Annotated in this window: 19 protein-coding genes; 14 read left to right on the forward strand and 5 right to left on the reverse strand. The window is 67.6% G+C overall.

Annotated elements, in window-relative coordinates; genetic code table 11:
• The first annotated feature begins 74 nt into the window (after positions 1 to 74).
• Entirely contained in the window at positions 75 to 1,496 is a 1,422-nt protein-coding gene (gene gnd / locus QFZ47_RS04690) for a decarboxylating NADP(+)-dependent phosphogluconate dehydrogenase (protein ID WP_307654540.1), read from the forward strand.
• Between the two features lie 11 nt (positions 1,497 to 1,507).
• Here gnd and QFZ47_RS04695 read toward each other — a convergent pair whose 3' ends face one another.
• Positions 1,508 to 2,014 carry a gluconokinase gene (locus tag QFZ47_RS04695; RefSeq protein ID WP_307654541.1) on the reverse strand — a complete coding sequence of 169 codons (507 nt, stop codon included), beginning with the start codon at positions 2,012 to 2,014 and terminating at the stop codon, positions 1,508 to 1,510.
• 104 nt (positions 2,015 to 2,118) lie between these two features.
• Here QFZ47_RS04695 and QFZ47_RS04700 point away from each other — a divergent pair, with 104 nt between their 5' ends.
• The 3 genes from QFZ47_RS04700 to QFZ47_RS04710 all read left to right on the forward strand — a co-directional run bounded on the left by QFZ47_RS04700 (position 2,119) and on the right by QFZ47_RS04710 (position 8,172).
• Positions 2,119 to 5,349, forward strand: coding sequence for an efflux RND transporter permease subunit (locus QFZ47_RS04700; RefSeq protein ID WP_307658885.1), 3,231 nt, complete (start codon positions 2,119 to 2,121; stop codon positions 5,347 to 5,349).
• An 85-nt stretch (positions 5,350 to 5,434) separates the two neighbouring features.
• Positions 5,435 to 6,688: an efflux RND transporter periplasmic adaptor subunit gene (locus QFZ47_RS04705; protein ID WP_307654542.1), complete on the forward strand. Its 1,254-nt coding sequence runs from the start codon at positions 5,435 to 5,437 to the stop codon at positions 6,686 to 6,688.
• Positions 6,685 to 8,172, forward strand: a complete 1,488-nt coding sequence (locus QFZ47_RS04710; protein ID WP_307654543.1) for an efflux transporter outer membrane subunit — start codon at positions 6,685 to 6,687, stop codon at positions 8,170 to 8,172. Before QFZ47_RS04705 ends, QFZ47_RS04710 begins: the two co-directional genes overlap by 4 nt.
• On the opposite strand, the gene QFZ47_RS04715 is transcribed toward QFZ47_RS04710, so the two are convergent.
• Positions 8,123 to 9,217, reverse strand: coding sequence for a PA0069 family radical SAM protein (locus tag QFZ47_RS04715; protein WP_307654544.1), 1,095 nt, complete (start codon positions 9,215 to 9,217; stop codon positions 8,123 to 8,125). The two genes, QFZ47_RS04710 and QFZ47_RS04715, sit on opposite strands and share 50 nt — an antisense overlap.
• 118 nt (positions 9,218 to 9,335) lie before the next feature.
• On the opposite strand from QFZ47_RS04715, the gene QFZ47_RS04720 reads away from it, so the two are divergent.
• The 5 genes from QFZ47_RS04720 to QFZ47_RS04740 are packed head-to-tail and all read left to right on the forward strand — an operon-like array spanning position 9,336 to position 12,850.
• Positions 9,336 to 9,938 carry a GbsR/MarR family transcriptional regulator gene (locus tag QFZ47_RS04720; protein WP_307654545.1) on the forward strand — a complete coding sequence of 201 codons (603 nt, stop codon included), beginning with the start codon at positions 9,336 to 9,338 and terminating at the stop codon, positions 9,936 to 9,938.
• A gap of 57 nt (positions 9,939 to 9,995) precedes the next feature.
• On the forward strand, positions 9,996 to 10,421 hold the full coding sequence (locus QFZ47_RS04725) for a thiol-disulfide oxidoreductase DCC family protein (RefSeq protein WP_307654546.1): 426 nt from the start codon (positions 9,996 to 9,998) through the stop codon (positions 10,419 to 10,421).
• 15 nt (positions 10,422 to 10,436) lie between these two features.
• Complete coding sequence (locus QFZ47_RS04730) at positions 10,437 to 11,396, forward strand: class I SAM-dependent methyltransferase (protein ID WP_307654547.1); 960 nt, start codon at positions 10,437 to 10,439, stop codon at positions 11,394 to 11,396.
• A 35-nt stretch (positions 11,397 to 11,431) separates the two neighbouring features.
• A complete protein-coding gene (locus tag QFZ47_RS04735) occupies positions 11,432 to 12,481 on the forward strand; it encodes an SRPBCC family protein (RefSeq protein ID WP_307654548.1) in 1,050 nt (349 codons plus the stop codon).
• Positions 12,482 to 12,502: 21 nt separating this feature from the next.
• Positions 12,503 to 12,850 carry a DOPA 4,5-dioxygenase family protein gene (locus tag QFZ47_RS04740; RefSeq protein WP_307654549.1) on the forward strand — a complete coding sequence of 116 codons (348 nt, stop codon included), beginning with the start codon at positions 12,503 to 12,505 and terminating at the stop codon, positions 12,848 to 12,850.
• Positions 12,851 to 12,903: 53 nt separating this feature from the next.
• Here QFZ47_RS04740 and QFZ47_RS04745 read toward each other — a convergent pair whose 3' ends face one another.
• Positions 12,904 to 13,560, reverse strand: a complete 657-nt coding sequence (locus QFZ47_RS04745) for a glutathione S-transferase (RefSeq protein ID WP_307654550.1) — start codon at positions 13,558 to 13,560, stop codon at positions 12,904 to 12,906.
• Between the two features lie 99 nt (positions 13,561 to 13,659).
• On the opposite strand from QFZ47_RS04745, the gene QFZ47_RS04750 reads away from it, so the two are divergent.
• Entirely contained in the window at positions 13,660 to 14,877 is a 1,218-nt protein-coding gene (locus QFZ47_RS04750; protein ID WP_307654551.1) for a polyhydroxyalkanoate depolymerase, read from the forward strand.
• A 21-nt stretch (positions 14,878 to 14,898) separates the two neighbouring features.
• Here the strand turns inward: QFZ47_RS04750 and QFZ47_RS04755 are convergent, their stop codons facing one another.
• Entirely contained in the window at positions 14,899 to 15,855 is a 957-nt protein-coding gene (locus tag QFZ47_RS04755; protein WP_307654552.1) for a LysR family transcriptional regulator, read from the reverse strand.
• Positions 15,856 to 15,939: 84 nt separating this feature from the next.
• Here QFZ47_RS04755 and add point away from each other — a divergent pair, with 84 nt between their 5' ends.
• Together add and QFZ47_RS04765 are read left to right on the forward strand one after the other, a co-directional pair.
• A complete protein-coding gene (gene add / locus QFZ47_RS04760; RefSeq protein WP_307654553.1) occupies positions 15,940 to 17,031 on the forward strand; it encodes an adenosine deaminase in 1,092 nt (363 codons plus the stop codon).
• Positions 17,032 to 17,039: 8 nt separating this feature from the next.
• Positions 17,040 to 18,020 carry a Bug family tripartite tricarboxylate transporter substrate binding protein gene (locus QFZ47_RS04765; protein ID WP_307654554.1) on the forward strand — a complete coding sequence of 327 codons (981 nt, stop codon included), beginning with the start codon at positions 17,040 to 17,042 and terminating at the stop codon, positions 18,018 to 18,020.
• Between the two features lie 32 nt (positions 18,021 to 18,052).
• On the opposite strand, the gene QFZ47_RS04770 is transcribed toward QFZ47_RS04765, so the two are convergent.
• A complete protein-coding gene (locus QFZ47_RS04770; protein WP_055799807.1) occupies positions 18,053 to 18,493 on the reverse strand; it encodes a CBS domain-containing protein in 441 nt (146 codons plus the stop codon).
• A 142-nt stretch (positions 18,494 to 18,635) separates the two neighbouring features.
• Here QFZ47_RS04770 and QFZ47_RS04775 point away from each other — a divergent pair, with 142 nt between their 5' ends.
• Positions 18,636 to 19,946 carry an O-acetylhomoserine aminocarboxypropyltransferase gene (locus QFZ47_RS04775; protein ID WP_307654555.1) on the forward strand — a complete coding sequence of 437 codons (1,311 nt, stop codon included), beginning with the start codon at positions 18,636 to 18,638 and terminating at the stop codon, positions 19,944 to 19,946.
• A 364-nt stretch (positions 19,947 to 20,310) separates the two neighbouring features.
• A complete protein-coding gene (locus QFZ47_RS04780; protein ID WP_307654556.1) occupies positions 20,311 to 21,123 on the forward strand; it encodes an alpha/beta fold hydrolase in 813 nt (270 codons plus the stop codon).
• Positions 21,124 to 21,130 lie beyond the last annotated feature (7 nt).

A 21,130-nucleotide genomic window follows, 5' to 3' on the forward strand; every position in this document is an offset into this window, starting at 1 on the left:
GCGCCCTCCGATGGCAGGCCCACGGCACCGCCGGCACAATGCCCATCACATTTACCGCACACGAAAGAAGGGCCATGAGCAACAAGAGCGATTTCGGATTGATCGGCCTGGCCGTGATGGGCCAGAACCTGGTGCTGAACGTGGAAAGCCGCGGCTTCCAGGTCAGCGTGTACAACCGCACCGAAGCCACCACCGAAGCCTTCGTGGCCGCCAACCCGGGCAAGAAGCTGGTCGGCACGAAAACGCTGGAGGAGTTCGTGCAGAGCCTCGCCCGGCCGCGCAAGATCCAGATCATGGTGAAGGCCGGCGCGCCGGTCGACCAGGTCATCGAGCAGCTGATTCCGCTGCTCGACAAGGACGACATCGTCATCGACGGCGGCAACAGCCTCTACACCGACACCGAGCGCCGCGACGCCTACCTCGCAACCAAGGGCCTGCGCTTCATCGGCGCGGGCGTCTCGGGCGGCGAGGAAGGCGCGCGCAAGGGTCCGTCGATCATGCCGGGCGGACCGCTCTCCACCTGGGAGGTGATGAAGCCGATCTTCGAGAGCATCGCGGCCAAGGTGGACGGCGAGCCCTGCGTGATCCACATCGGCCCCGGCGGCGCGGGCCACTACGTGAAGATGGTGCACAACGGCATCGAGTATGGCGACATGCAGCTGATCTGCGAGGCCTACAGCCTGTTCAAGGCCGCCGGCTTCAGCACCGACGAGATGGCTGCGGTCTTCAACGAATGGAACGAGGGCGAGCTGCAAAGCTACCTGATCCAGATCACCGCCAAGGCGCTCGAGCAAAAGGACCCGGAAACCGGCCAGCCGATCGTCGAACTCATTCTCGACAAGGCCGGCCAGAAGGGCACGGGGCAGTGGACACTCGTCAACGCGGCCCAGAACGCGGTGGTCATCAGCACCATCAACGCCGCGGTCGAGGCGCGCGTGCTGTCATCGCAGAAGAAGGCGCGCGTGGCGGCCAGCAAGCTGCTGCAGGGGCCGAAGATCGCACTGTCGCTCGACAAGAAGGCGCTGGTGGCCAAGGTACACGACGCGCTCTATGCCTCGAAGGTCATCAGCTACACGCAGGGCTTCGACCTCGTTCAGACCATGGGCGAGACGAAAGAGTGGAAGCTCGACCTCGGCCGCATCGCGGCCATCTGGCGCGGCGGCTGCATCATCCGCGCGCGCTTCCTGAACCGCATCACCGACGCCTACCGCACCGATCCATCCCTCCGCAACCTGATGCTCGACCCCTACTTCAAGGACCTGCTGAACCGCACGCAGCAGAACTGGCGAGAAGTGGTGGCACTGGCGGTGAGCAACGGCATTCCGGTGCCGGCGTTCAGCGCCTCGCTGGCCTACTACGACAGCTACCGCACCGAGCGGCTGCCCGCTAACCTGCTGCAGGCGCAGCGCGATTTCTTCGGGGCGCACACCTACGAGCGTGTGGACAAGCCCGCCGGCGAGTTCTTCCACACCAACTGGCCGGAAGTCATCGGCTGACGCCGAACAGATCAGACCGCAGGCAGCCAGGCCTTCACGTGCCCGACCAGCACCCCCAGCGGTGCGGTCGCATCGACCGCCAGCACGCCCGGCTCGCCGGCCGGTGATTCGAGCGTTGCGAACTGGTTGGCGACCAGGCTTGCCGGGAACGTGTGCTCACCCTCGCCGGCCCGTGCGGCCACGCGGCGTTCGGCCTCGGCGCGCTCGATCTCCATGAACACGAAGCGCAGCCCCGGCACCGCCGCGCGCAGCTGCTCCCGGTAGCTGCGCTTGAGCGCCGAGCAGGTCAGCACCGCTCCCTGCGGCGCAGCGGCCAGCTTCTGCCCCAGCGTCGCGAGCCAGCCGGCGCGGTCCGCATCGGTCAGGGCGATGCCGCGGCTCATCTTCTCGACATTGGCCGGCGGATGGTAGTCGTCGCCCTCGATCAGCGGCAGCCCGAACCCCACTGCCAGCGCAGCCCCGAGGCTCGATTTGCCGCAGCCTGAAACACCCATCACGACCAGCCATACCCCGTTCATACATTCCCTTTTTGGTGCAATTGCGGGGCAATCCCCGTGCATCAGCCGAACTTAAATCTACTTCCTTATGATGCACAACCTTTTTCCGCCGGAAGCAGAGAGCCCTGTCCATGGTCCAGCTCGCATTGCGTCGCCCCTACACCTTCATCGTGATGGCGATGCTGATCGTGCTGGCCACGCCCTTCGTGCTGGCGCGCATGGCCACCGACATCTTCCCGGAGATCAACATCCCGGTGGTCAGCGTCATCTGGAACTACACCGGCCTGCCGGCGCAGGAGATGGGCCAGCGCATCTCGGGCCAGGTGGAGCGCGGCCTCACCACCACGGTGAGCGACATCGAGCATATCGAGTCGCAGTCGCTCGCGGGCGTGTCGATCATCAAGGTGTTCTTCCAGCCCACCGCCAACATCGAGATGGCGATCTCGCAGGTGGTGGCCTCCATGCAGGCGCAGGTGCGGCAGCTGCCGCCGGGCATCACGCCGCCGCTGGTCATCAAGTATTCGGCCTCCAGCGTGCCGGTGGTCCAGCTTGCGCTGTCCAGCCCCACGCGCTCTGAAAACTCGCTGTTCGATGCCACCGTCAACCAGCTGCGGCCGCAGCTCATCACGGTGCCCGGCGCGGCCATTCCGTTTCCGTACGGCGGCAAGAACCGGCTGATCTCGGTCGACCTCGACACCCAGGCGATGCAGGCGCGCGGCCTCACGCCGGCCGACGTGGTGAACGCGGTCAACACGCAGAACCTGATCCTGCCTTCGGGCACCGCCAAGTTCGGCGCCACCGAATACAGCGTGCGCATGAACGGTTCGCCCGACGCGGTGGCCGGACTCAACGACCTGCCGGTGCGCACGGTGAACGGCGCCACCACCTACCTGCGCGACGTGGCCTATGTGCGCGACGGTTTCTCGCCGCAGACCAACATCGTGCGCCAGGACGGCGTGCGCGGCGTGCTGCTGTCGGTGCTGAAGAACGGCGGCGCCTCCACGCTGGACATCGTTTCGAACATCCGCGCGATGCTGCCGGTGGCCGCGCAGACCATGCCGCAGGACATCAAGATCACGCCGCTGTTCGACCAGTCGGTGTTCGTGAAGGCGGCCGTCAAGGGCGTGGTGTTCGAGGCCATCCTGGCGGCGGCGCTCACGGCAGCGATGGTGCTGCTGTTCCTGGGCAACTGGCGCAGCACGCTGATCATCGGGCTCACGATTCCGCTGTCGATCCTGGCCTCGATCCTGGTGCTGTATGCGCTCGGCGAAACGCTCAACCTCATGACGCTGGGCGGGCTTGCGCTCTCGGTCGGCATCTTGGTGGACCAGGCGATCGTGACGATCGAGAACATCGAGCGCCACCTGCACATGGGCACGCCGCTCAAGGAAGCCATCGAGGTCGGCGCGGGCGAGATCGGCAATGCGGCCTTCGTCTCCACGCTGTGCATCTGCATCGTGTTCGTGCCGATGTTCTTTCTCTCGGGCGTGGCGCGCTTCCTGTTCGTGCCGCTGGCCGAGGCGGTGGTGTTCGCGATGCTGGCCTCCTACCTGCTTTCGCGCACGCTGGTGCCCACGCTGGTGATGCTGCTGATGGGCGGCGCACATGCGCAGCCGGCCCACGATGCAAAGCCCAGCGCGCTGCAGCGCGTCTACCAGAGCTTCGATCGCCGCTTCGAGCGCGTGCGCCGCGCCTACACGCTGCTGCTGTCGGTGGTGCTGTCCAGGCGCGGGGGGTTCATCGGCCTGTTCCTGGGCTTCTGCCTGCTGTCCTGCCTGCTGTATCCGGCGCTGGGCCGCGACTTCTTCCCGACCGTGGACGCAGGCCAGATCCGCCTGCACCTGCGCGCCCCCACCGGCACCCGCATCGAGGAAACGGCGCGCCTCACCGACCGCGTCGAGGCCGCCATCCGCGAGCTGGTGCCGCCCGGCCAGCTCGAAACCATCCTCGACAACCTCGGCATTCCCAACAGCGGCATCAACCTCTCATACAGCAATGCCGGCACCATCGGCACCTTCGACGCGGAGCTGCTGCTCTCGCTGAAGGACGGCCATCGGCCCACCGAGGAATTCGTCTCGCTGCTGCGCGCTGAATTGCCCAGGCGCTTTCCGGGTGTCGAATTCTTCTTCCAGCCCGCCGACATCGTCACGCAGATCCTGAACTTCGGCCTGCCTGCGGCCATCGACGTGCAGTTCAGCGGCGCCGACATGGCGGGCAACGCGGCCCGCGCGGCCGAGCTCACCAAGGCCATCAAGCAGATTCCCGGCGCGGTCGATGCGCACGTGCACCAGCGGCTCGACGGGCCCAGCCTCAACCTGCAGATGGACCGCACGCGGCTGCAGCAGTACGGCCTCACCGCGGCCAACGTGGGGCAGAACGTGCTCATTGCGCTCTCGGGCAGCTCGCAGACGGCGCCGGCCTTCTGGCTCAATCCACAGAACGGCGTGGTCTACAGCATTGCGGTGCAGACGCCGCAGTACAACGTCGACTCGCTCGACTCGCTGCTCAATATCCCGGTGGGCACGGGCGGCACGGCGGCCGCCAGCGGTGTTTCGCAGCAGCTGCTGGGCAACCTGGTCGATGCGCAGGCCGCGCGGCAGCCGGCGGTGATGTCGCGCTACAACATTGCGCCGGTGATCGACGTCTACGTGAGCGTGCAGGGCACCGACCTTGCGAGCGTGGCCTCGAAGGTGCAGGTGCTGGTCGACGAGATGCGACCCAAGCTCTCGCGCGGCAGCCAGGTCGCCATCCGCGGGCAGGTGCAGACCATGCAGTCGTCCTTCATCGGCCTGGGCGTGGGGCTGGTGATGGCCATCGTGCTGGTGTACCTGCTGATCGTGGTCACCTTCCAGTCGTGGCTCGACGCGGCCATCATCATCACCGCCCTGCCCGCCGCGCTGGCCGGCATCGCGTGGATGCTGTTCATCACCGGCACCACGCTGAGCGTGCCCGCGCTGACCGGTGCGATCATGACCATGGGCGTGGCCACGGCCAATTCCATCCTGCTGGTGTCGTTCGCGCGCGAGCGGCTGCAGGCCGGCATTCCACCGCTTTCGGCCGCGCTCGAGGGCGGTGCCACGCGCATCCGGCCGGTGCTGATGACGGCGCTGGCGATGATCATCGGCATGATCCCGATGGCGCTGGGCATCGGCGAAGGCGCCGAGCAGAACGCGCCGCTGGGCCGCGCGGTGATCGGCGGCCTGCTTTTTGCCACGGTGTCGACATTGTTTTTCGTGCCTGCCGTGTTCGCGGGGGTGCACAGTCGGCTTGCGCACCGCAAAGCGGCACGCGAAGAAGCACACCATTCGGCGCAACCGCCCGCGGGGCGCAGCGCCCCAGGAGAACTGAAACCTTGACCCCCACGCTCATTCACTCCGTGTATTCGCTGCCCCCCAAGGGGGCCGCAGCTCGCCTTGGGAGCGGCCCGGCGCCGAGCTGGCCATGACGGAGCAACGCCACTCGGCATTGGCCATCCACCCCATCGCCGCGGAAGACGGCGAAGGCGAACTGCTGCGCCGCCGCCAGATCGTGAAGCGCACGCGCTGGCTGGTGCTGATCGTGCTCGCGCTGCTGGCGCTGGGGGCGGCGCGCACGGTGTTCGTGCGCATCGCGAATGCACGCGCGCTCGAAGCCGGTACCGCGGAACGCGCGAAGCTGCATGTGCAGACCGCCCTGCCGCGCACGCCCGCCGCGGGCCAGACGCTGGCGCTGCCCGGCACGCTGCAGGGCTTCGTGCAGTCGCCGATCTCGGCGCGCGCGAGCGGCTACCTCAAGCGCTGGACCAGGGACATCGGCAGCCGCGTCGAGAAAGGCGAGCTGCTGGCCGAGATCGAAACGCCCGAAATCGACCAGCAGCTGTCGCAGGCCATTGCCGCCCGCGCGCAGGCGGCCTCGGGCCTGGAGCTCGCGAAGAGCACGGCCGAGCGCTGGGAAAACCTGCGCAAGAAGGACGTGGTCTCGCAACAGGACCTCGACGAACGCCGCAGCGCGGTGGCGCAGGCCACGTCGAACGTGGCGGCGGCCGATGCGAACGTGCAGCGCCTGAGGCAGACCGAAGGCTTCAAGCGCATCGTCGCGCCGTTCGCGGGTGTGATCACGCGCCGCAATGTCGACGTGGGCGACCTGATCGACGCCGGTGCGGGCGGCGGCGCCGGGCGCGCACTCTTCATGCTGGCGCAGACCGATCCGCTGCGCGTGTACATCAACGTGCCACAGGCCTACGCGCAGCTCGTCAAGGCGGGCCAGCCGGTGGTGGTGACGCAGGCGGAACTGCGCGGCCAGCGCTTCACGGGCGAGGTGGCGCGCACCTCGGGCTCGATCGACGCCACCACGCGGATGATGCAGGTCGAGGTGTCGCTGCCCAACCGCGACGGCGCGCTGCTGCCGGGCGCCTATGTGCAGGTGTCGCTGCCGCTGGCCGCGAGCCAGACGCTCACGGTGCCGGCCAATGCGCTGCTGTTCCGCGCCGAAGGCACGCGCATCGCGGTGGTCGATGCGCAAGGCCGCATCGGCTTGCGCGCGGTCACGCTGGGCCGCAACTACGGCGAGAGCGTTGAGGTGACCGATGGCATCGGCGCCAATGACCGCATGGTGCTCAATCCTTCCGACTCGCTGGCCGAGGGCGACGTGGTGACGATCGCACCCGAAGCACCGGCAGCGGATGCGAAGGCACCTCCCCGAAAGGAACCGGCGTGAGACTGCGCCTGCTGGATGCCTGCGCAGCCGCAGCGCTGCTGCTGGCAGGCTGCGCGGTCGGCCCCGACTACAAGGCGCCCGAGACCCCGCTGCCCGTGAGCTGGAAGCTCGAGGAACCGTGGCGGCAGGCCGCACCGGACGACAGCGCCGACAAGGGCCCGTGGTGGAGGCGCTTCAACGACGCGCAGCTCGACGCATTGCAGGACAAGGCGCTGGCCGGCAGCCCGACGCTGGCCATCGCCAACGCGCGGCTGGCCCAGGCACGCGCCACGCTCGCGGCCAATTCGGCCAGCCAGTATCCGCAGCTCGGCTTCGGCACCCGCGCTTCGCGCCTGAAGATTTCCGCCAACCGGCCGCTCACCAACTACGCCACAGCCAACTCGTCGACGGTGCAGAACGACTTTATGCTGTCGCTCAACGCGAGCTATGAGCTCGACCTCGCGGGCCGCGTGCAGCGCAGCGTCGAAGGCGCCACGGCCTCGGCCGAACAATCGGCCGCCGACCTCGAGAACACGCGGCTCGTGCTCACTGCCGACGTGGCGAACAACTACTTCAACCTGCGCTCGACCGACACCGAGCTCGACGTGCTCTCGCGGTCCATCGCCCTGCAGCGGCGCGCGCTCGAACTGGTCACAGCGCGCCACGACCTGGGTGCGGTGTCGGGCCTCGACGTGGCGCAGCAGCAGGCGCTGCTCGACACCACGCTGACGCAGGTCGACGTGCTGAAGAAGCAGCGCGCGCAGTATGAGCACGCGCTCGCCACCCTCACGGGCACGCCGGCGCCGAGCTTCGAGCTGCCGGCCGACCTGCGCGAGATTCGCCCGCCCGCGGTGCCGCTGGGCCTGCCTTCCGAAATGCTGCAGCGCCGGCCCGACGTGGCCTCGGCCGAGCGCGCCATGGCGGCGGCCAACGCGCAGATCGGCGTGGCCACTGCGGCCCTCTATCCGAGCTTCGTCATCTCGCCGACCGTGGGCGTGGACAGCCGCATGATCGAGACGCTATTCGACGGACCGAGCCTGTTGTGGTCGGTGGGCGTGTCGGCCACGCAGGTGCTGTTCGATGGCGGCCGCGTGCGCGCGAATGTCGATTTCGCCAAGGCCGGCTACGACGCCACCGTGGGCAACTACCGCCGCACGGTGCTGACCGCGATGCAGGAAGTGGAAGACGGCATCACCGGCCTGGCCGCGCTCGACCGCGCGACCACCCAGGCGCAGGCCGCCGTCGCGGCGGCGCGCCGCGTGCTCGACATGGCCACCAGCCGCTACGAAGGCGGCGCCTCGACGTATCTCGACGTGATCACCGCGCAGCAGTCGCTGCTCACGGTGGAGCGCCAGGCCGCGCAGCTGCAGGGCCAGCGCCTGCTGACTTCGGTGTTCCTGGTGAAGGCGCTCGGCGGCGACTGGTGCGCAGCGGACACTTCCAGCGCGGCCGATCCTAGAACAGGCTGCCCTGCCCCGCTGCGCCCGGTGGCCGGAACGCGCTGAGATCGAGCGCAATGCGCTCGCGGTTGAAGCCGATGCGGTTCGCCGCCTTCTCGAAGCGCTGGCGGATCAGGTCGGCCCAGAGCCCGCTGCCCTTCATGCGGGTGGCGAAGTCGGCGTCGTAGTCCTTGCCGCCGCGCATCTCGTGGATGCGCGCCATGATGCGGTCCGCGCGCTGCGGGTAGTGCAGTTCGAGCCATTCCTTGAAGAGCGGCGCCACCTCCCACGGCAGCCGGATGACCGTGTAGAAGGCACTGCGCGCACCGGCCTCCCAGGCGGCTTCGAGCACCTGCTCCATGTCTTCGTTGACGAAGGGAATCTGCGGCGCCACGCTCACGCCCACCGGCACGCCGGCCTCGGCCAGCGTGCGAATGGTGCGCAGCCGCCGATGCGGCGCGGCCGCGCGCGGCTCCAGCTTGCGGGCCAGCTCGCCGTCGAGCGTGGTCACGGTGATGTACACCGCGGCCAGGTGCTCGGCGGCCATGGGTGCGATCAGGTCCAGGTCGCGTTCGACCGCGCTCGATTTTGTGACCAGCGCAAACGGATGCCGCGTTTCCTTCAGCAGCTCGATCACCGAGCGGGTGAGCCGCAGCTCGCGTTCGATGGGCTGGTAGCAATCGGTGGCCGTGCCGATAGCGATGTGGCTGGGCCGGTAGCCCTTGCGGCCGAGTTCGGCGCGCAGCACCTCGACGATGTTCCGCTTGGCGATGAGCTTGGTTTCGAAGTCGAGCCCCGGCGAGAGATTGAGGTAGCTGTGCGTCGGCCGGGCGAAGCAGTAGATGCAGCCGTGCTCGCAGCCGCGGTACGGGTTGAGCGAACGGTCGAATGAAATGTCGGGCGAGTCGTTCTCGTTGAGCACCGACTTCACGTCCTCGAAGCGCACCTCGGTGGCAAGCGGCGACAACTCTTCGGCTTCGGCCGCGCCTTCTTCGAGCGTGCCCCAGCCGTCGTCGAATGCATTGCGCTCGTCGCGCGAAAAGCGGTGCGCCAGGCGCGTGGCCGCGCCGCGGCCCTTGATGGCATGGAGGGGAATGTAGGCCGCCGGCATGACAGATCCTTTCTTTCGAATACTGTATGTTTACACAGTATTCCAAACCCTTTCCGATGGCAATCGGATTTTTTATTTCTCTCTTGACAGAAATTTCTAAAATCCTAGACTCCGAGGCATGGAACTCACCGACATCCAACGCAAGTTCGTTCTCCATTGGGGGGAAATGGGCTCCATGTGGGGCGTCAACCGCACGGTCTCGCAAATCCATGCCCTGTTGTTCGCGCACGGCAAGCCCATGCATGCCGAAGAGCTCTCCGACACGCTGGGCGTGGCCCGCTCCAACGTGAGCAACAGCCTGAAGGAACTGCAGGCATGGAACCTGGTGCGCGTGACGCACATCCTGGGCGACCGGCGCGACTATTTCGAAACCAGTGTCGACGTCTGGGAGCTGTTCCGCACCGTGGTGCGCGAGCGCAAGGAACGCGAGTTCGACCCCACCATCCGCGTGCTGCGCGAGATCGTCTCCAGCCCCGACTTCCAGAAGGAGCCCGCCGATGCGCAAGACCGCATCCGCTCCACCATGGACTTGATGGCCAAGCTCGCCACCTGGGCCGACGAAATGCTGCGGCTCTCGCCCGGCACGCTCGACAAGGTGCTGACGCTCGGCGCCAGCGTGCAGAAGTTCGTTCGCGGGGATGCGGCGCAGGCGGCAACTCCAGCAGCGCCGAAGAAGGACGACGACCCCGATGCCCACCATGCCAGCCTGCCGATGATCTGAGCTGCTCTTTTTTTGCCCGACCATTTCTGTTTTGACAGAAATAACGAAAACATCCTCATGCCCACCATCGCCGCCTACCCTCTGACCGTCTACTTCGATGCCACCTGCGCCCTCTGCACGGCGGAAATGACTGCGATGAAGGCGCGCGATGCCGCGGCCCGCCTGAACCTCGTCGACTGCTCGCCCGCTGGATTCGACGCCGGGCCGGCCCCGCGCGAGGCGCTGATGACCGCGATCCACGCCATTGACGCCGCGGGACAGCTGTTCGTGGGCGTCCCCGCCATCCGCGCCTGCCGCGACGCCGTCGGGCTGCCGAGCGGCAGCTTGCTGCTCGACCTGCCGCTGGTCGCGCCGCTGGCCGACCGCGCCTATGCGGTGCTCGCGCGCAACCGCTACCAGCTGCCGCTCTGGCTGGTGGCCCTGCTCGCCGGCAAGGCCGCGCGCGCGTCCCGCACCTGCACCGGCGGCAACTGCCGGATCTGAAAAAAAGGAGCTTTCGTGCCCAACGTCTTCCAGCCCGATTTCCGTCCCTCCAGCGCCCGCGGTGGGCCTCGAACATCCACGGCGCCCGAAGCCTCCATCACCAAGGCCGACACACAGGACTATTTCACCGAGGTCGCCGACGACTACCGCGCATGGAGCCCCAGCTACAACATGCACTTCGGCTTCTGGCGGCTCGGCCTGAACCCGCTGCGGCGCGAAGGCATGCTGGTGGAGATGAACCGCGCAGTCGGCCGCGCGCTGAAGCTCGACGAGCCCCGGTCCATGGAGAAGGCGCCACGACGCCGCTGCGTGGTCGACCTCGGCTGCGGCGCCGGCGCGACCGCGCGCACGCTGGTGGGCGACGACCCGTCGCTGTTTGCCGTGACGGTCACCAACGTGGCGGTGCAGAACAGCATCGCCGCGCGGCTCGACGCCGGTGCCGGCGTGGCCGACCGCATGGCGCACATCGAAGCCGACTACACGCGCACCGGCCTGCCCGCTGCACAGGCCGATGGCGCCTGGGCCGTGGAAAGCGCCTGCTACGCGAGCGGCACCGCCAAGGCCGATTTCGTGCGCGAGGCGGCCCGCCTGCTGAAGCCCGGCGCGCGGCTCGCGGTGATCGACGGCTTCCTGCTGCGCCAGAAGCCCGGCCGCACCGCCAGCTGGCTGCACCGCCTGTGGGCCGACAGCTGGGCCGTGCCCACGCTGGCCGTGCAGGGTGATTTCGTCGCTGCGCTGCGCGACAACGGATTCGAAGACGTCGAGGTGCGCTCGCTGCGCTGGCGCGTGGCGCCCAGCGCGCTGCACATCCCGGTGCTTGCCACCCGCTTCGCGCTGGCCGAACTCTGGAAGGCGCGCGGCCGGCTCAGCCCCTGGCGCCGCAAGCACATCGTGGCCAGCTACTGCGCGCTGGTGCTGGGCCTTTTCTGGCGCGATTTCGACTACTGCCTGGTGACCGCCAGGCGCAGCGACTGAAAGACCGAAAAACACAACGAGGAGAAAAGGTTGAGATGAGCACCGAACCCGATGACACCCAGCGGTCTGACCCAGCCGCGCCGGCGCCCGCCGCCGCGCCTGCGATGACCGACGTCTCCATTCGCGGCATGCCCTTCGCGTGGTTCTGGCCAACGCTGGCTGGTGCCCTGGTGGCATTGCTGTTGCGCATCGCATTCAGCGGTGGACCGGGCCATCGCTTCTCGGCGATGCTCGGCTCGTTCATCTACCTCGCGCCTGCCGTGTGCGGCGCGGTCACGGTCTACATGGCCGAGCGCATCGAACGGCGCAGCTGGGGCTACTACCTCTGGATGCCCTTGATCTCCACTGCCCTGTTCGTGGCCGGCACATTGGCAGTCTTCATCGAAGGCATCATCTGCGCGGTCGTGATCATTCCGCTGTTCGCGTTCATGGGCAGCCTCGGCGGCCTCGCGATGGGCATCGTCTGCCGCGTCACGAACTGGCCCAGGCCGGCGCTCTACAGCTTCGCCATGCTGCCGCTGGTGTTCGGCGCCATCGAGCCGCACTGGCCCAACCCCGAGCAGGTCTCGAGCACCTCGCGCACGCTCTTCATCGCCGCGCCCGCCGAGCGCGTGTGGCATGAACTCAACGATGCGCAGGGCATCCGCCCGAGCGAAGTCGGCGATGCCTGGGCCTACCGCATCGGCGTGCCGATGCCGGTGGCGGGCCTGACCGAAGACACCCCCGAAGGCCGCGTGCGCAAGGTGCAGTGGCAGAAGGACGTGCACTTCGACGAAATCATCACCGAATGGCAGCCGCTGCAGCGGGTGAAGTGGCGCTACCGCTTCTCGCCCGATTCGTTTCCCGCCGGCGCGCTGGACGACCACGTGGTGATCGGCGGCCACTATTTCGACCTGCGCGATTCGGCCTACACGCTCACGCCGCGCGAGGGCGGCACGGAGCTTCGCATCGACGTCTCCTGGCGCGTGAGCACGCGCTTCAACTGGTACGCCGACCGCGTGGCGCAGTTCCTCCTGGGCGACTTCTCCGAGCACATCCTGCGCTTCTACAAGGCGCGCAGCGAAACCGCTGCGGCGGCCGCGTGAACAGTCCACAATGACCGGACCATGCCGCGCCGCCCTGAAAACCTCTATCCGCAATACCACGCCCACGTGTACTTCGGCCCCGGCACGGTGGCGCAGGCACGGCAGCTGTGCGAGCAGGCGGGCCGCGAACTGATGGTGGTGGTCGGCCGGGTGCACGAACGGCTGGTGGGGCCCCACACGCGCTGGAGCTGCCAGCTGGCGTTCGACGCGGCCGAGTTCGACCAGGTGATCGAATGGCTGGAGGCACACCGCAACGGCCTCGACATCTTCGTGCACGGCGTCACGGGCGACGACTTCGCCGACCACACGGCGCATGCCATGTGGCTCGGCGAGGAAAGCGCGCTCGACCTGCGGATGTTCCGCCGCTAGGGCGTGTTAACGCCATGGAAGGGGATCCCTTCCATGGCGTTAACAGGCCCTGGCTAGAACTCGGCGTCGAGCTCGTCGATTTCCTCGGGCTCTTCCTTCGCGGCGGCCACCCACTCCTGCATGGCGGGCAGGTCCATCACGCGCTTGCAGTACGCGGCGCAGACGCTGTCGAGTGGCACGTCGTAGCTCAGGAAGCGCGTGACCACCGGCGCGTACATCGCATCGGCCATGCCCGGCTGCTTGCCGAACAGGAAGGGGCCGCCGTAGGTCTTGAGGCATTCGCGCCAGATGATGACGATGCGGTCGATGTCGGCCTGCGCGCGCGACCAGATCTTGAAGCCGCGGAACCGGGCCTTGATGTTCATCGGCAACGCGCCGCGCATCGAAGCGAAGCCCGAGTGCATTTCGCCACAGATGGCGCGGCAGTGCGCGCGGGCCTGGATGTCGGTCGGCAGCAGCCCGCCCTTGGGCTTGATCTCGTTCAGGTATTCGCCGATGGCCAGCGTGTCCCACACCTTGACGCCGCCGTGCTGCAGCGAGGGCACCAGCATCGACGAAGAGAGCAGCAGCATCTCGGCCTTCATGGCCGGGTCGTCGGGCGGAATGATCTTCTCGCTGAAGTCGAGCCCTGCCAGCCTGCACATCAGCCAGCCCCGCAGCGCCCAGGCGCCGTAGTTCTTGCTGCTGATCGTGAGAACGGGTTTGGCCATCGTGGATCTCCTTGACGGGCTGCCTGCTGCCGGTTGGCTCCCATGGGACGTGCAAGGCCTGTGCCACCGCTTGGCCCGCAACTTGCCTGTACTACTTTCATGTTGTATCGGGCCTACCAGAACCAAGCCGACCTGCTTTCGCCCTCCCGGCTCGCAGCCCAGTACCTCGGCCAGGCCCTCTGGAAGGACGGCACCGACCGCACCATGTTGCGGCGCATGGCCGCGCAGTTCGAAGTGTTTTCGCGCATGCGGCTGACGCACTCGCGCCCCGACTACGGCATTGCCAGCGTGCCGGTCGATGGCGTGGAAACCGCGGTGCACGAAGAGAAAACGCTGGTCTCGCCCTTCGGCACGCTGCTGCACTTCCGCAAGGACACGCAGGCCGTGCACCCGCCCGTGCTGCTGGTCGCACCACTGTCGGGCCATTTCGCGACGTTGCTGCGCGAAACCGTGCGCACCCTGCTGCGCGACCACGACGTGTACCTGACCGACTGGCACAACGCGCGCGACGTGCCGCTGTGGCAGGGCCGATTCGGCCTGGACGACTACACGCTGCAGCTCATGCGCTTTCTCGAGGCCGTGGGCCCGGGCGTGCACATGGTCGCGGTCTGCCAGCCCTGCGTGGCCGCGCTGGCCGCCACGGCGCTGATGGCGGAAGACGACAACCCGGCCACGCCGCGCAGCCTCACGCTGATGGCCGGCCCGGTCGATTGCCGCGTCAACCCGACCGGCGTCAACGCGCTGGCCACCAGCAAGCCGATCGAATGGTTTCGCCGCAACCTCATCAGCCACGTGCCCTGGCCGCATGCCGGCATGATGCGGCGCGTGTACCCCGGCTTCCTGCAGCTCTCGGCCTTCATGAGCATGAACCCCGAGCGCCACAAGAAGCAGTTCCAGGACATGGTCCGCCATCTGGTTGAGGGCGACATCGAGAAGGCCCGCACCATCGGCAGCTTCTACGACGAATACCTGGCGGTGAACGACCTGCCGGCCGAGTTCTACCTGGAGACCGTGGAGCGCGTGTTCCAGACCTACGACCTGCCGCGCGGCGTGCTCACCGTGGGCGACCGCACGGTGAACCCGGCCGCCATCCGCCGCACCGCGCTGCTCACGGTGGAAGGCGAGCGCGATGACATCTGCTCGGCCGGCCAGACGGTGGCGGCGCAAGACCTCTGCACCGGCATCCGGCCGTACCTCAAGGTGCATCACCTGCAAGCCGGCGTGGGCCACTACGGCGTTTTCAGCGGCAGCAAGTGGAACGCGCAGATCTACCCGCGCGTGCGCGAGACCATCCACGCCGCGGCCGAGCTGCACTGAGCATTCGGTCGAATGCCGGCTTCAGCGCCGGCTGCGCTTTCCCTTGACCGCCACACGCCGCACCGTGGCCTCGCCGGCCTGCGGCAGCCGCTCGCGCAGGAACGCGATCAGCTCCTGCGCCGCCACGTTGCGCATCGGCCCCGGCAGGTAGGCCAGAACCACGCGGCGCTCGATGCGCGGCTTGAGCAGCGGCAGCACCACCAGCTCGGGGTCGCGCAGCAGCGAGGTGTAGAGCCGCGGCATCAACCCCAAGGCTTGGCCGCTGCGCACCAGCGCATAGAGCGTTTCGGAATAGCTCACGCGGCAAGGCTCGGGGCCTTGCTCGAATTGCGCACGCGCCGGATTGCCGAGGGCCGGCATGCTGCCGCTTTCGAACAGCACCAGCCGCTCGCGGCCGATGGCCTCCCAGCTCGCGTCTGCGGCCGCGGCCAGCGCATGGTCGCGGCGCACCACCAGCACCAGCGGATCGCGGAACAGGTCGACGCAGGCCAGCCCGCCCGGCGGCTCGGTGATGGCGGCCACCGCCATGTCGAGCTGGCCGCTGCGCAGCTCGGCCAGCAAGGTGGTCGAAGGCGCATCGCGCCAGGCGATCTCGAGCTCGCGCTGCCCGGCCTGAAGAAACTCGCTGGCCGCGGCCGTCACGCGTGCGCTGGCCGACGGGATCACGCCCACGCGCACGAAGGCGCGTCCGCGCTGCACGGTGCTCTCGATGTCGCGCAAGGCCACCTCGAAGGTGTTGACCAGGAAATCGGTGCGCGCCAGCACCTCGGCGCCCACGGGCGTGAGTTCCAGCCGGTGGGTGGAACGGGTCAGCAGCTCGGCGCCGAGCAGCTTCTCCATCTGCTTGATCGCGTTGCTCAGCGCCGGCTGGGTAATGGCCAGCCGGCGCGCCGCGCGGCCGAAGTGCTCTTCTTCCACCAGCACCGAGAAGAACTGAAGCTGGCGCAAGGTGAGCGCCCGAAGCGGCAAGGAGGCCATGGCGTTCCAATTATCAATTCAATGAATCAAATTATAGAAATTCAAAATTTTGCTTATGGAGCAGCCTTCCCTAGACTGGCTGGCATGACCAGCCCCGCCTTTGCGCCCCTCACGCTGGAATCCATGCTGCATGCGATTCCCAAGGTGGAGCTGCACTGCCACCTGTTCGGCACGGTGCGCCACGAAACCTTCAGGCAACTCAACCATCGCGCCGGCTCTCCGCTCGCGGCCGAGGAGATCGAAGGCTTCTATACACGCGGAGAAAAACCGGTGGGCGTGCTGCGCGTGCTGCGCGCGCTCGACGCGCAGCTGGTGCGCAGCGCCGGCGACCTCTACCAGCTGACGCGCGAATACCTCGAGGACGCGGCAGCCCACAACGTGCGCTACGCCGAGTTCTTCTGGAACCCGACCGGCACGGTGCACGGCTCCGGCATCGCCTACCCGATGGCGCAGGGCGCGATCGTCCGCGCGATCCAGGACGCGCAGCAGGAGTTCGGCATCACGGGCCGGCTCATCGCCGCCATCGACCGCGAGGCGAGCCCCGAGGCGGCCGTCGACATGGTGGAGTGGGTCAAGGCGCACCGCTGCGACGAGGTGATCGGCATCGGCATCGACTACCGCGAAGTCGACCGGCCGCCCGAACTCTTCGCCCAGGCCTATGCCGACGCGCGGCGCGCGGGGCTCAAGGCCACCGCGCATGCGGGCGAATTCGGCATGCCATGGACCAACGTGCGCACCGCGCTCGACGTGCTGCAGGTGGACCGCATCGACCACGGCTACACGGTGGTCGACCAGCCCGACTTCGCGCGCCAGTGCGCCGAACGCGGCGTGATCTTCACCGTGGTGCCCACCAACTCCTACTACCTGCGCACGCTGCCGCCGGAACGCTGGGCGCTCGACCATCCCATTCGCCGCATGCCGGGCCTGGGCCTGCGCATCCATCCGAATACCGACGACCCGACGCTGCACAAGGTCACGCCCACGCAGGCCTGGCTGATGATGGCGCGCGACTTCGGCTTCGGGCTGAACGACCTGCGCGGCTTCATGCACAACGGGCTCGACGGCGCATGGATCGACGACACGCAGCGCCGCGGCTGGCGCACGCAATGGAGCCGCGAGTTCGACACGCTGCGCGCGCGCCTCGCACAAGAGCAGCATCCCGCCCACCCGCAATGACCCACGCCATGAACAACCCTCGCCGCCTTCTTCTTGCCGCCACCCTCTGCTCGGTGCTGCCGATTTCGGCGCTCGCGCAGGGCGCATGGCCCACGGCCAAGCCGATCACGCTGATCGTTCCCTACACCGCGGGCGGCAGCGTGGACGTCAACGCCCGCCTCGTCGCCACGCGGCTGGGCGAGCGGCTGAAGCAGTCGGTGGTGATCGAGAACGTGAGCGGCGCGGGCGGCGCCATCGGCGTGGCCAAGGCTGTCAACGCGGCGCCCGACGGCTACACGCTGGTGGTCGGGCCCGACAGCGCCATCGCCATCGGGCGGCTGGTCAATCCTTCGGCCTTCAAGTTCGATCCGCTCAAGGACCTGGCCCCGGTCGGCATGCTCAACACCGCGCCGATGGTGCTGGTGGCTCGGCCCGGCCTCGAGGCGCAAACCTATGCCGACTTCGTGAAGCTCGCCAAGGCCAAGCCCGGCGCCTACAACTACGCCACCTCGGGCGTGGGCACCGTGCTGCAGCTGGCCATGGAGCTTCTCAAGCAGAAGAGCGGCATCTTCGTGACCCATGTGCCCTACCGCGGCGGCGCGCAGATTGCCACCGACGTGATCGGCAACCAGGTCGACCTGGCAATGCTGGTCAGCACCAGCGCCATTCCGCACGTGAACGGCAACCGCCTGAAGGCGCTTGGCATCACCGGCAGCCAGCGCCTGGCCGCGCTGCCCAACGTGCCCACCTTCAACGAGATGCCGGGCCTCAAGGGCTACGACATGGTGAGCTGGACCGGCATCTTCGCCCCCGCCAGAACCCCGCCCGCCGTCGTGGCCCGCCTCAACCAGGAACTGAACGCCGTGCTCGCCGAGGAGCAGGTGCGTGCCAAGCTCAACGAGCAAGGCGCCCTGCCCGGAAGCGGCACGCCGGAGCAATTCGGCCAGTTCGTCCAGGCCGAATACGCCCGAAATCAAAAGATCGTGCAGTCAGCCAACATCAAGGAATAAACCAGCCCGGCAGGCGCAGGGTGCGGTGCTAACTACTGCTCTTCTGGCCAGTCGCGGATGTAGGCCTTGAGCATCTTGTTCTCGAAGTTCTGGCTGTCCACCACCGCCTTGGCCACGTCGTAGAAGCTGATCACGCCCATCAGCATGCGCTTGTCCATCACGGGCATGTAGCGCGCGTGGCGCTCCAGCATGATGCGGCGGATCTCGTCGAGGTCGGTTTCGAGCGTGCAGGTCACGGGCGCGTCGTCCATGGCCTTGCGCACCAGCGTGCCGCCCACCTGGCCGCCGTTGTCGACAATGGCCAGGATCACTTCCCTGAAGGTGAGCATGCCGACCAGGTCGCCGTGTTCCATGACCACCAGGGAGCCGATGTCCTTTTCCGCCATGGTGTTGACGGCTTCGGCCAGCAGGTCGTCGGGCGTGATGGTGAAGAGCGTGTTGCCCTTGACGCGAAGGATGTCGCTGACTTTCATCGTGTGCTCCTCTCGGAAATCGTTCTCGGCGGCGTGCCGATTTGAATATAGCCCACAATCGGCGCCGACTCCCACGCCCATGACGCGCTCGCATGATTAGCAGACGTAACGGGGCATTGCGAACGAACCCAGAAAGGCCCCCATGCCCGGCTATTCCGACCCCGGCTTCGACACCCTGGCGCTGCATGCCGGCGCCGCGCCCGACCCCGCCACCGGCGCGCGGGCGGTGCCGATCCACCTCACCACCTCCTTCGTCTTCGAGTCGAGCGACCATGCGGCGGCGCTCTTCAACCTCGAGCGCGCAGGCCATGTCTATTCGCGCATCAGCAACCCGACCAACGCGGTGCTCGAGCAGCGCGTTGCGGCGCTCGAAGGCGGCATCGGCGCGATTGCCACCGCCAGCGGCCAGGCCGCGCTGCACCTGTCGGTGGCCACGCTGATGGGCGCGGGCTCCCACATCGTGGCGAGCACCGCGCTCTATGGCGGCTCGCAGAACCTGCTGCACTACACGATGCGGCGCTTCGGCATCGACACCACTTTCGTGAAGCCCGGCGACCTGGACGGCTGGCGCGCCGCGATCCGGCCCGAAACCAAGCTCTTGTTCGGCGAAACCGTGGGCAACCCGGGCCTGGACGTGCTCGACATTCCGGCCGTGAGCGACATCGCCCACGAAGCCGGCGTGCCGCTGCTGGTCGACTCCACGCTCACCTCGCCCTATCTCATCAAGCCCTTCGACTGGGGTGCCGACCTGGTCTACCACTCGGCCACCAAGTTCCTCTCGGGCCATGGCACGGTGATTGGCGGCGTGGTGGTCGACGGCGGCAGCTTCGACTGGGAGAAATCGGGCAAATTCGCCGAACTCACGCAGGCCTATGACGGCTTTCACAACATGGTCTTCAGCGAGGAAAGCACGGTCGGCGCGTTCCTGTTGCGCGCCCGGCGCGAAGGCCTGCGCGACTTCGGCGCCTCGATGAGTCCGCACACGGCGTGGCTGATATTGCAGGGCATCGAGACGCTGCCGCTGCGCATGGAGCGCCACATCGACAACACGCAGAAGGTGGTCGAGCTCCTCGCGAGCCACCCCTTCGTGTCGCGCGTGGGGCATCCGCTGATCGAATCGCATGCCAGCCATGCGCTGGCGCAGAAGCTGCTGCGCCACGGTGCGCGCGGCGCCGGCGCGGTGTTCAGCTTCGACATCAAGGGCAGCCGCGCGCAGGGCAAGGCTTTCATCGAGGCGCTGAAGCTCTTCAGCCACCTGGCGAACGTGGGCGACTGCCGCAGCCTGGTGATCCACCCGGCCAGCACCACGCACTTCCGCATGACCGACGAGGCGCTGGCGGGGGCGGGCATTTCGCAGGGGACGATCCGGCTTTCCATCGGGCTCGAAGACCCGGCCGACCTGATCGACGACCTGAAGCGTGCGCTCAAGGCTGCGGAAAAGGCGGGGGGCTAGGGATGAAACCTTGCTTTTCTTTGCGTCGTGTTGTGTTCGACGTGCCTTGTTCAGGGCGCACTCCCGCCGACGGGGTACCTTGCTCCGCGAATGTCCCCCGGCCTGCGGCCTCCTCCTTGATTTCGCTGCGCAAGGCACCCCATCGGCGGGAGCGTTGTACGCAGCGGCGGTTGATCGAGCGGAACAACGGCAGCGCCCAGTGTGCGCAGGGCGCCGGGTGCTCCCCGCAGCGAAATAAAGGAGGAGGCGAAGCCGGGGGACATTCGCGGAGGGGAGTACCCGGTGGCCTGTGCACGCGCCCTGAACAACGGCGCCCTGAACAACAGCGCCACGAACAAAGACACCGCCCCGTGGAGCAACTGACATGAACTACACCGTCAACAGCCACGCCACCTACTGCTACACCGGCGGCAAGGCTTTCGATGCAGACAAGCCGACCGTGGTGTTCATCCACGGCGTGCTCAACGACCACAGCGTGTGGATCCTGCAAAGCCGCTGGTTCGCCAATCACGGCTGGAACGTGCTGGCGCTAGACCTGCCCGGCCACTGCAGGAGCGCAGGCCCGCCGCCTGCCAGCGTGGAAGACGCGGCGCAGTTCGTGCTCGCGCTGCTCGATGCGGCCGGCGTGCAGAAGGCTGCGCTCGTGGGCCACAGCTTCGGATCGCTGATCGCGCTCGAAGCCGCCTCGCGCGCACCCGAACGGGTGACCCATCTGGCGCTGGTGGGCACGGCCTACCCGATGACCGTGTCGCCCGCGCTGCTCGATGGTGCGCTCAACGACCCGCAGCGCGCCATCGCGATGGTCAACACCTTCTCGCACTCGCTGCTGGCACCGCCGCCCTCCTCGCTCGGCCCCGGCACCTGGCTCTATGGCAGCTCGCGCGCGCTGATGCGCCGCGTGCTTGCGAGCAACCGCGACGCCAATGTGTTCCACATCGGCTTCAAGGCCTGCAACGACTACGCGAACGGCGAGAAAGCGATCGAAGCCGTGCAGTGCCCCGTGCTGTTCCTGCTCGGCGATGCCGACCAGATGACACCGCCGCGCGCGACCAAGGCGCTGGTGGGCAAGGCCCGCAACGCCAAGGTGGTGACGGTGCATGCCGGCCACGCGCTGATGAGCGAGGCGCCCGACGAAGTGCTGTTCGCGCTGCGCGATTTCGTCGGCGCGACCGCCTGAACCTTCC

Source organism: Variovorax paradoxus, from assembly GCF_030815975.1.
GTDB lineage: Bacteria > Pseudomonadota > Gammaproteobacteria > Burkholderiales > Burkholderiaceae_C > Variovorax > Variovorax paradoxus_N.

Excerpts from the sequence above, each read along its gene's own strand:
- gnd (WP_307654540.1), top strand. The coding sequence starts at position 75 with ATGAGCAACAAGAGCGATTTCGGATTGATCGGCCTGGCCGTGATGGGC.
- QFZ47_RS04695 (WP_307654541.1), bottom strand. The coding sequence starts at position 2,014 with ATGAACGGGGTATGGCTGGTCGTGATGGGTGTTTCAGGCTGCGGCAAA.
- QFZ47_RS04705 (WP_307654542.1), top strand. The coding sequence starts at position 5,435 with ATGACGGAGCAACGCCACTCGGCATTGGCCATCCACCCCATCGCCGCG.
- QFZ47_RS04715 (WP_307654544.1), bottom strand. The coding sequence starts at position 9,217 with ATGCCGGCGGCCTACATTCCCCTCCATGCCATCAAGGGCCGCGGCGCG.
- QFZ47_RS04720 (WP_307654545.1), top strand. The coding sequence starts at position 9,336 with ATGGAACTCACCGACATCCAACGCAAGTTCGTTCTCCATTGGGGGGAA.
- QFZ47_RS04725 (WP_307654546.1), top strand. The coding sequence starts at position 9,996 with ATGCCCACCATCGCCGCCTACCCTCTGACCGTCTACTTCGATGCCACC.
- QFZ47_RS04735 (WP_307654548.1), top strand. The coding sequence starts at position 11,432 with ATGAGCACCGAACCCGATGACACCCAGCGGTCTGACCCAGCCGCGCCG.
- QFZ47_RS04740 (WP_307654549.1), top strand. The coding sequence starts at position 12,503 with ATGCCGCGCCGCCCTGAAAACCTCTATCCGCAATACCACGCCCACGTG.
- QFZ47_RS04745 (WP_307654550.1), bottom strand. The coding sequence starts at position 13,560 with ATGGCCAAACCCGTTCTCACGATCAGCAGCAAGAACTACGGCGCCTGG.
- QFZ47_RS04750 (WP_307654551.1), top strand. The coding sequence starts at position 13,660 with ATGTTGTATCGGGCCTACCAGAACCAAGCCGACCTGCTTTCGCCCTCC.
- QFZ47_RS04755 (WP_307654552.1), bottom strand. The coding sequence starts at position 15,855 with ATGGCCTCCTTGCCGCTTCGGGCGCTCACCTTGCGCCAGCTTCAGTTC.
- add (WP_307654553.1), top strand. The coding sequence starts at position 15,940 with ATGACCAGCCCCGCCTTTGCGCCCCTCACGCTGGAATCCATGCTGCAT.
- QFZ47_RS04765 (WP_307654554.1), top strand. The coding sequence starts at position 17,040 with ATGAACAACCCTCGCCGCCTTCTTCTTGCCGCCACCCTCTGCTCGGTG.
- QFZ47_RS04770 (WP_055799807.1), bottom strand. The coding sequence starts at position 18,493 with ATGAAAGTCAGCGACATCCTTCGCGTCAAGGGCAACACGCTCTTCACC.
- QFZ47_RS04775 (WP_307654555.1), top strand. The coding sequence starts at position 18,636 with ATGCCCGGCTATTCCGACCCCGGCTTCGACACCCTGGCGCTGCATGCC.
- QFZ47_RS04780 (WP_307654556.1), top strand. The coding sequence starts at position 20,311 with ATGAACTACACCGTCAACAGCCACGCCACCTACTGCTACACCGGCGGC.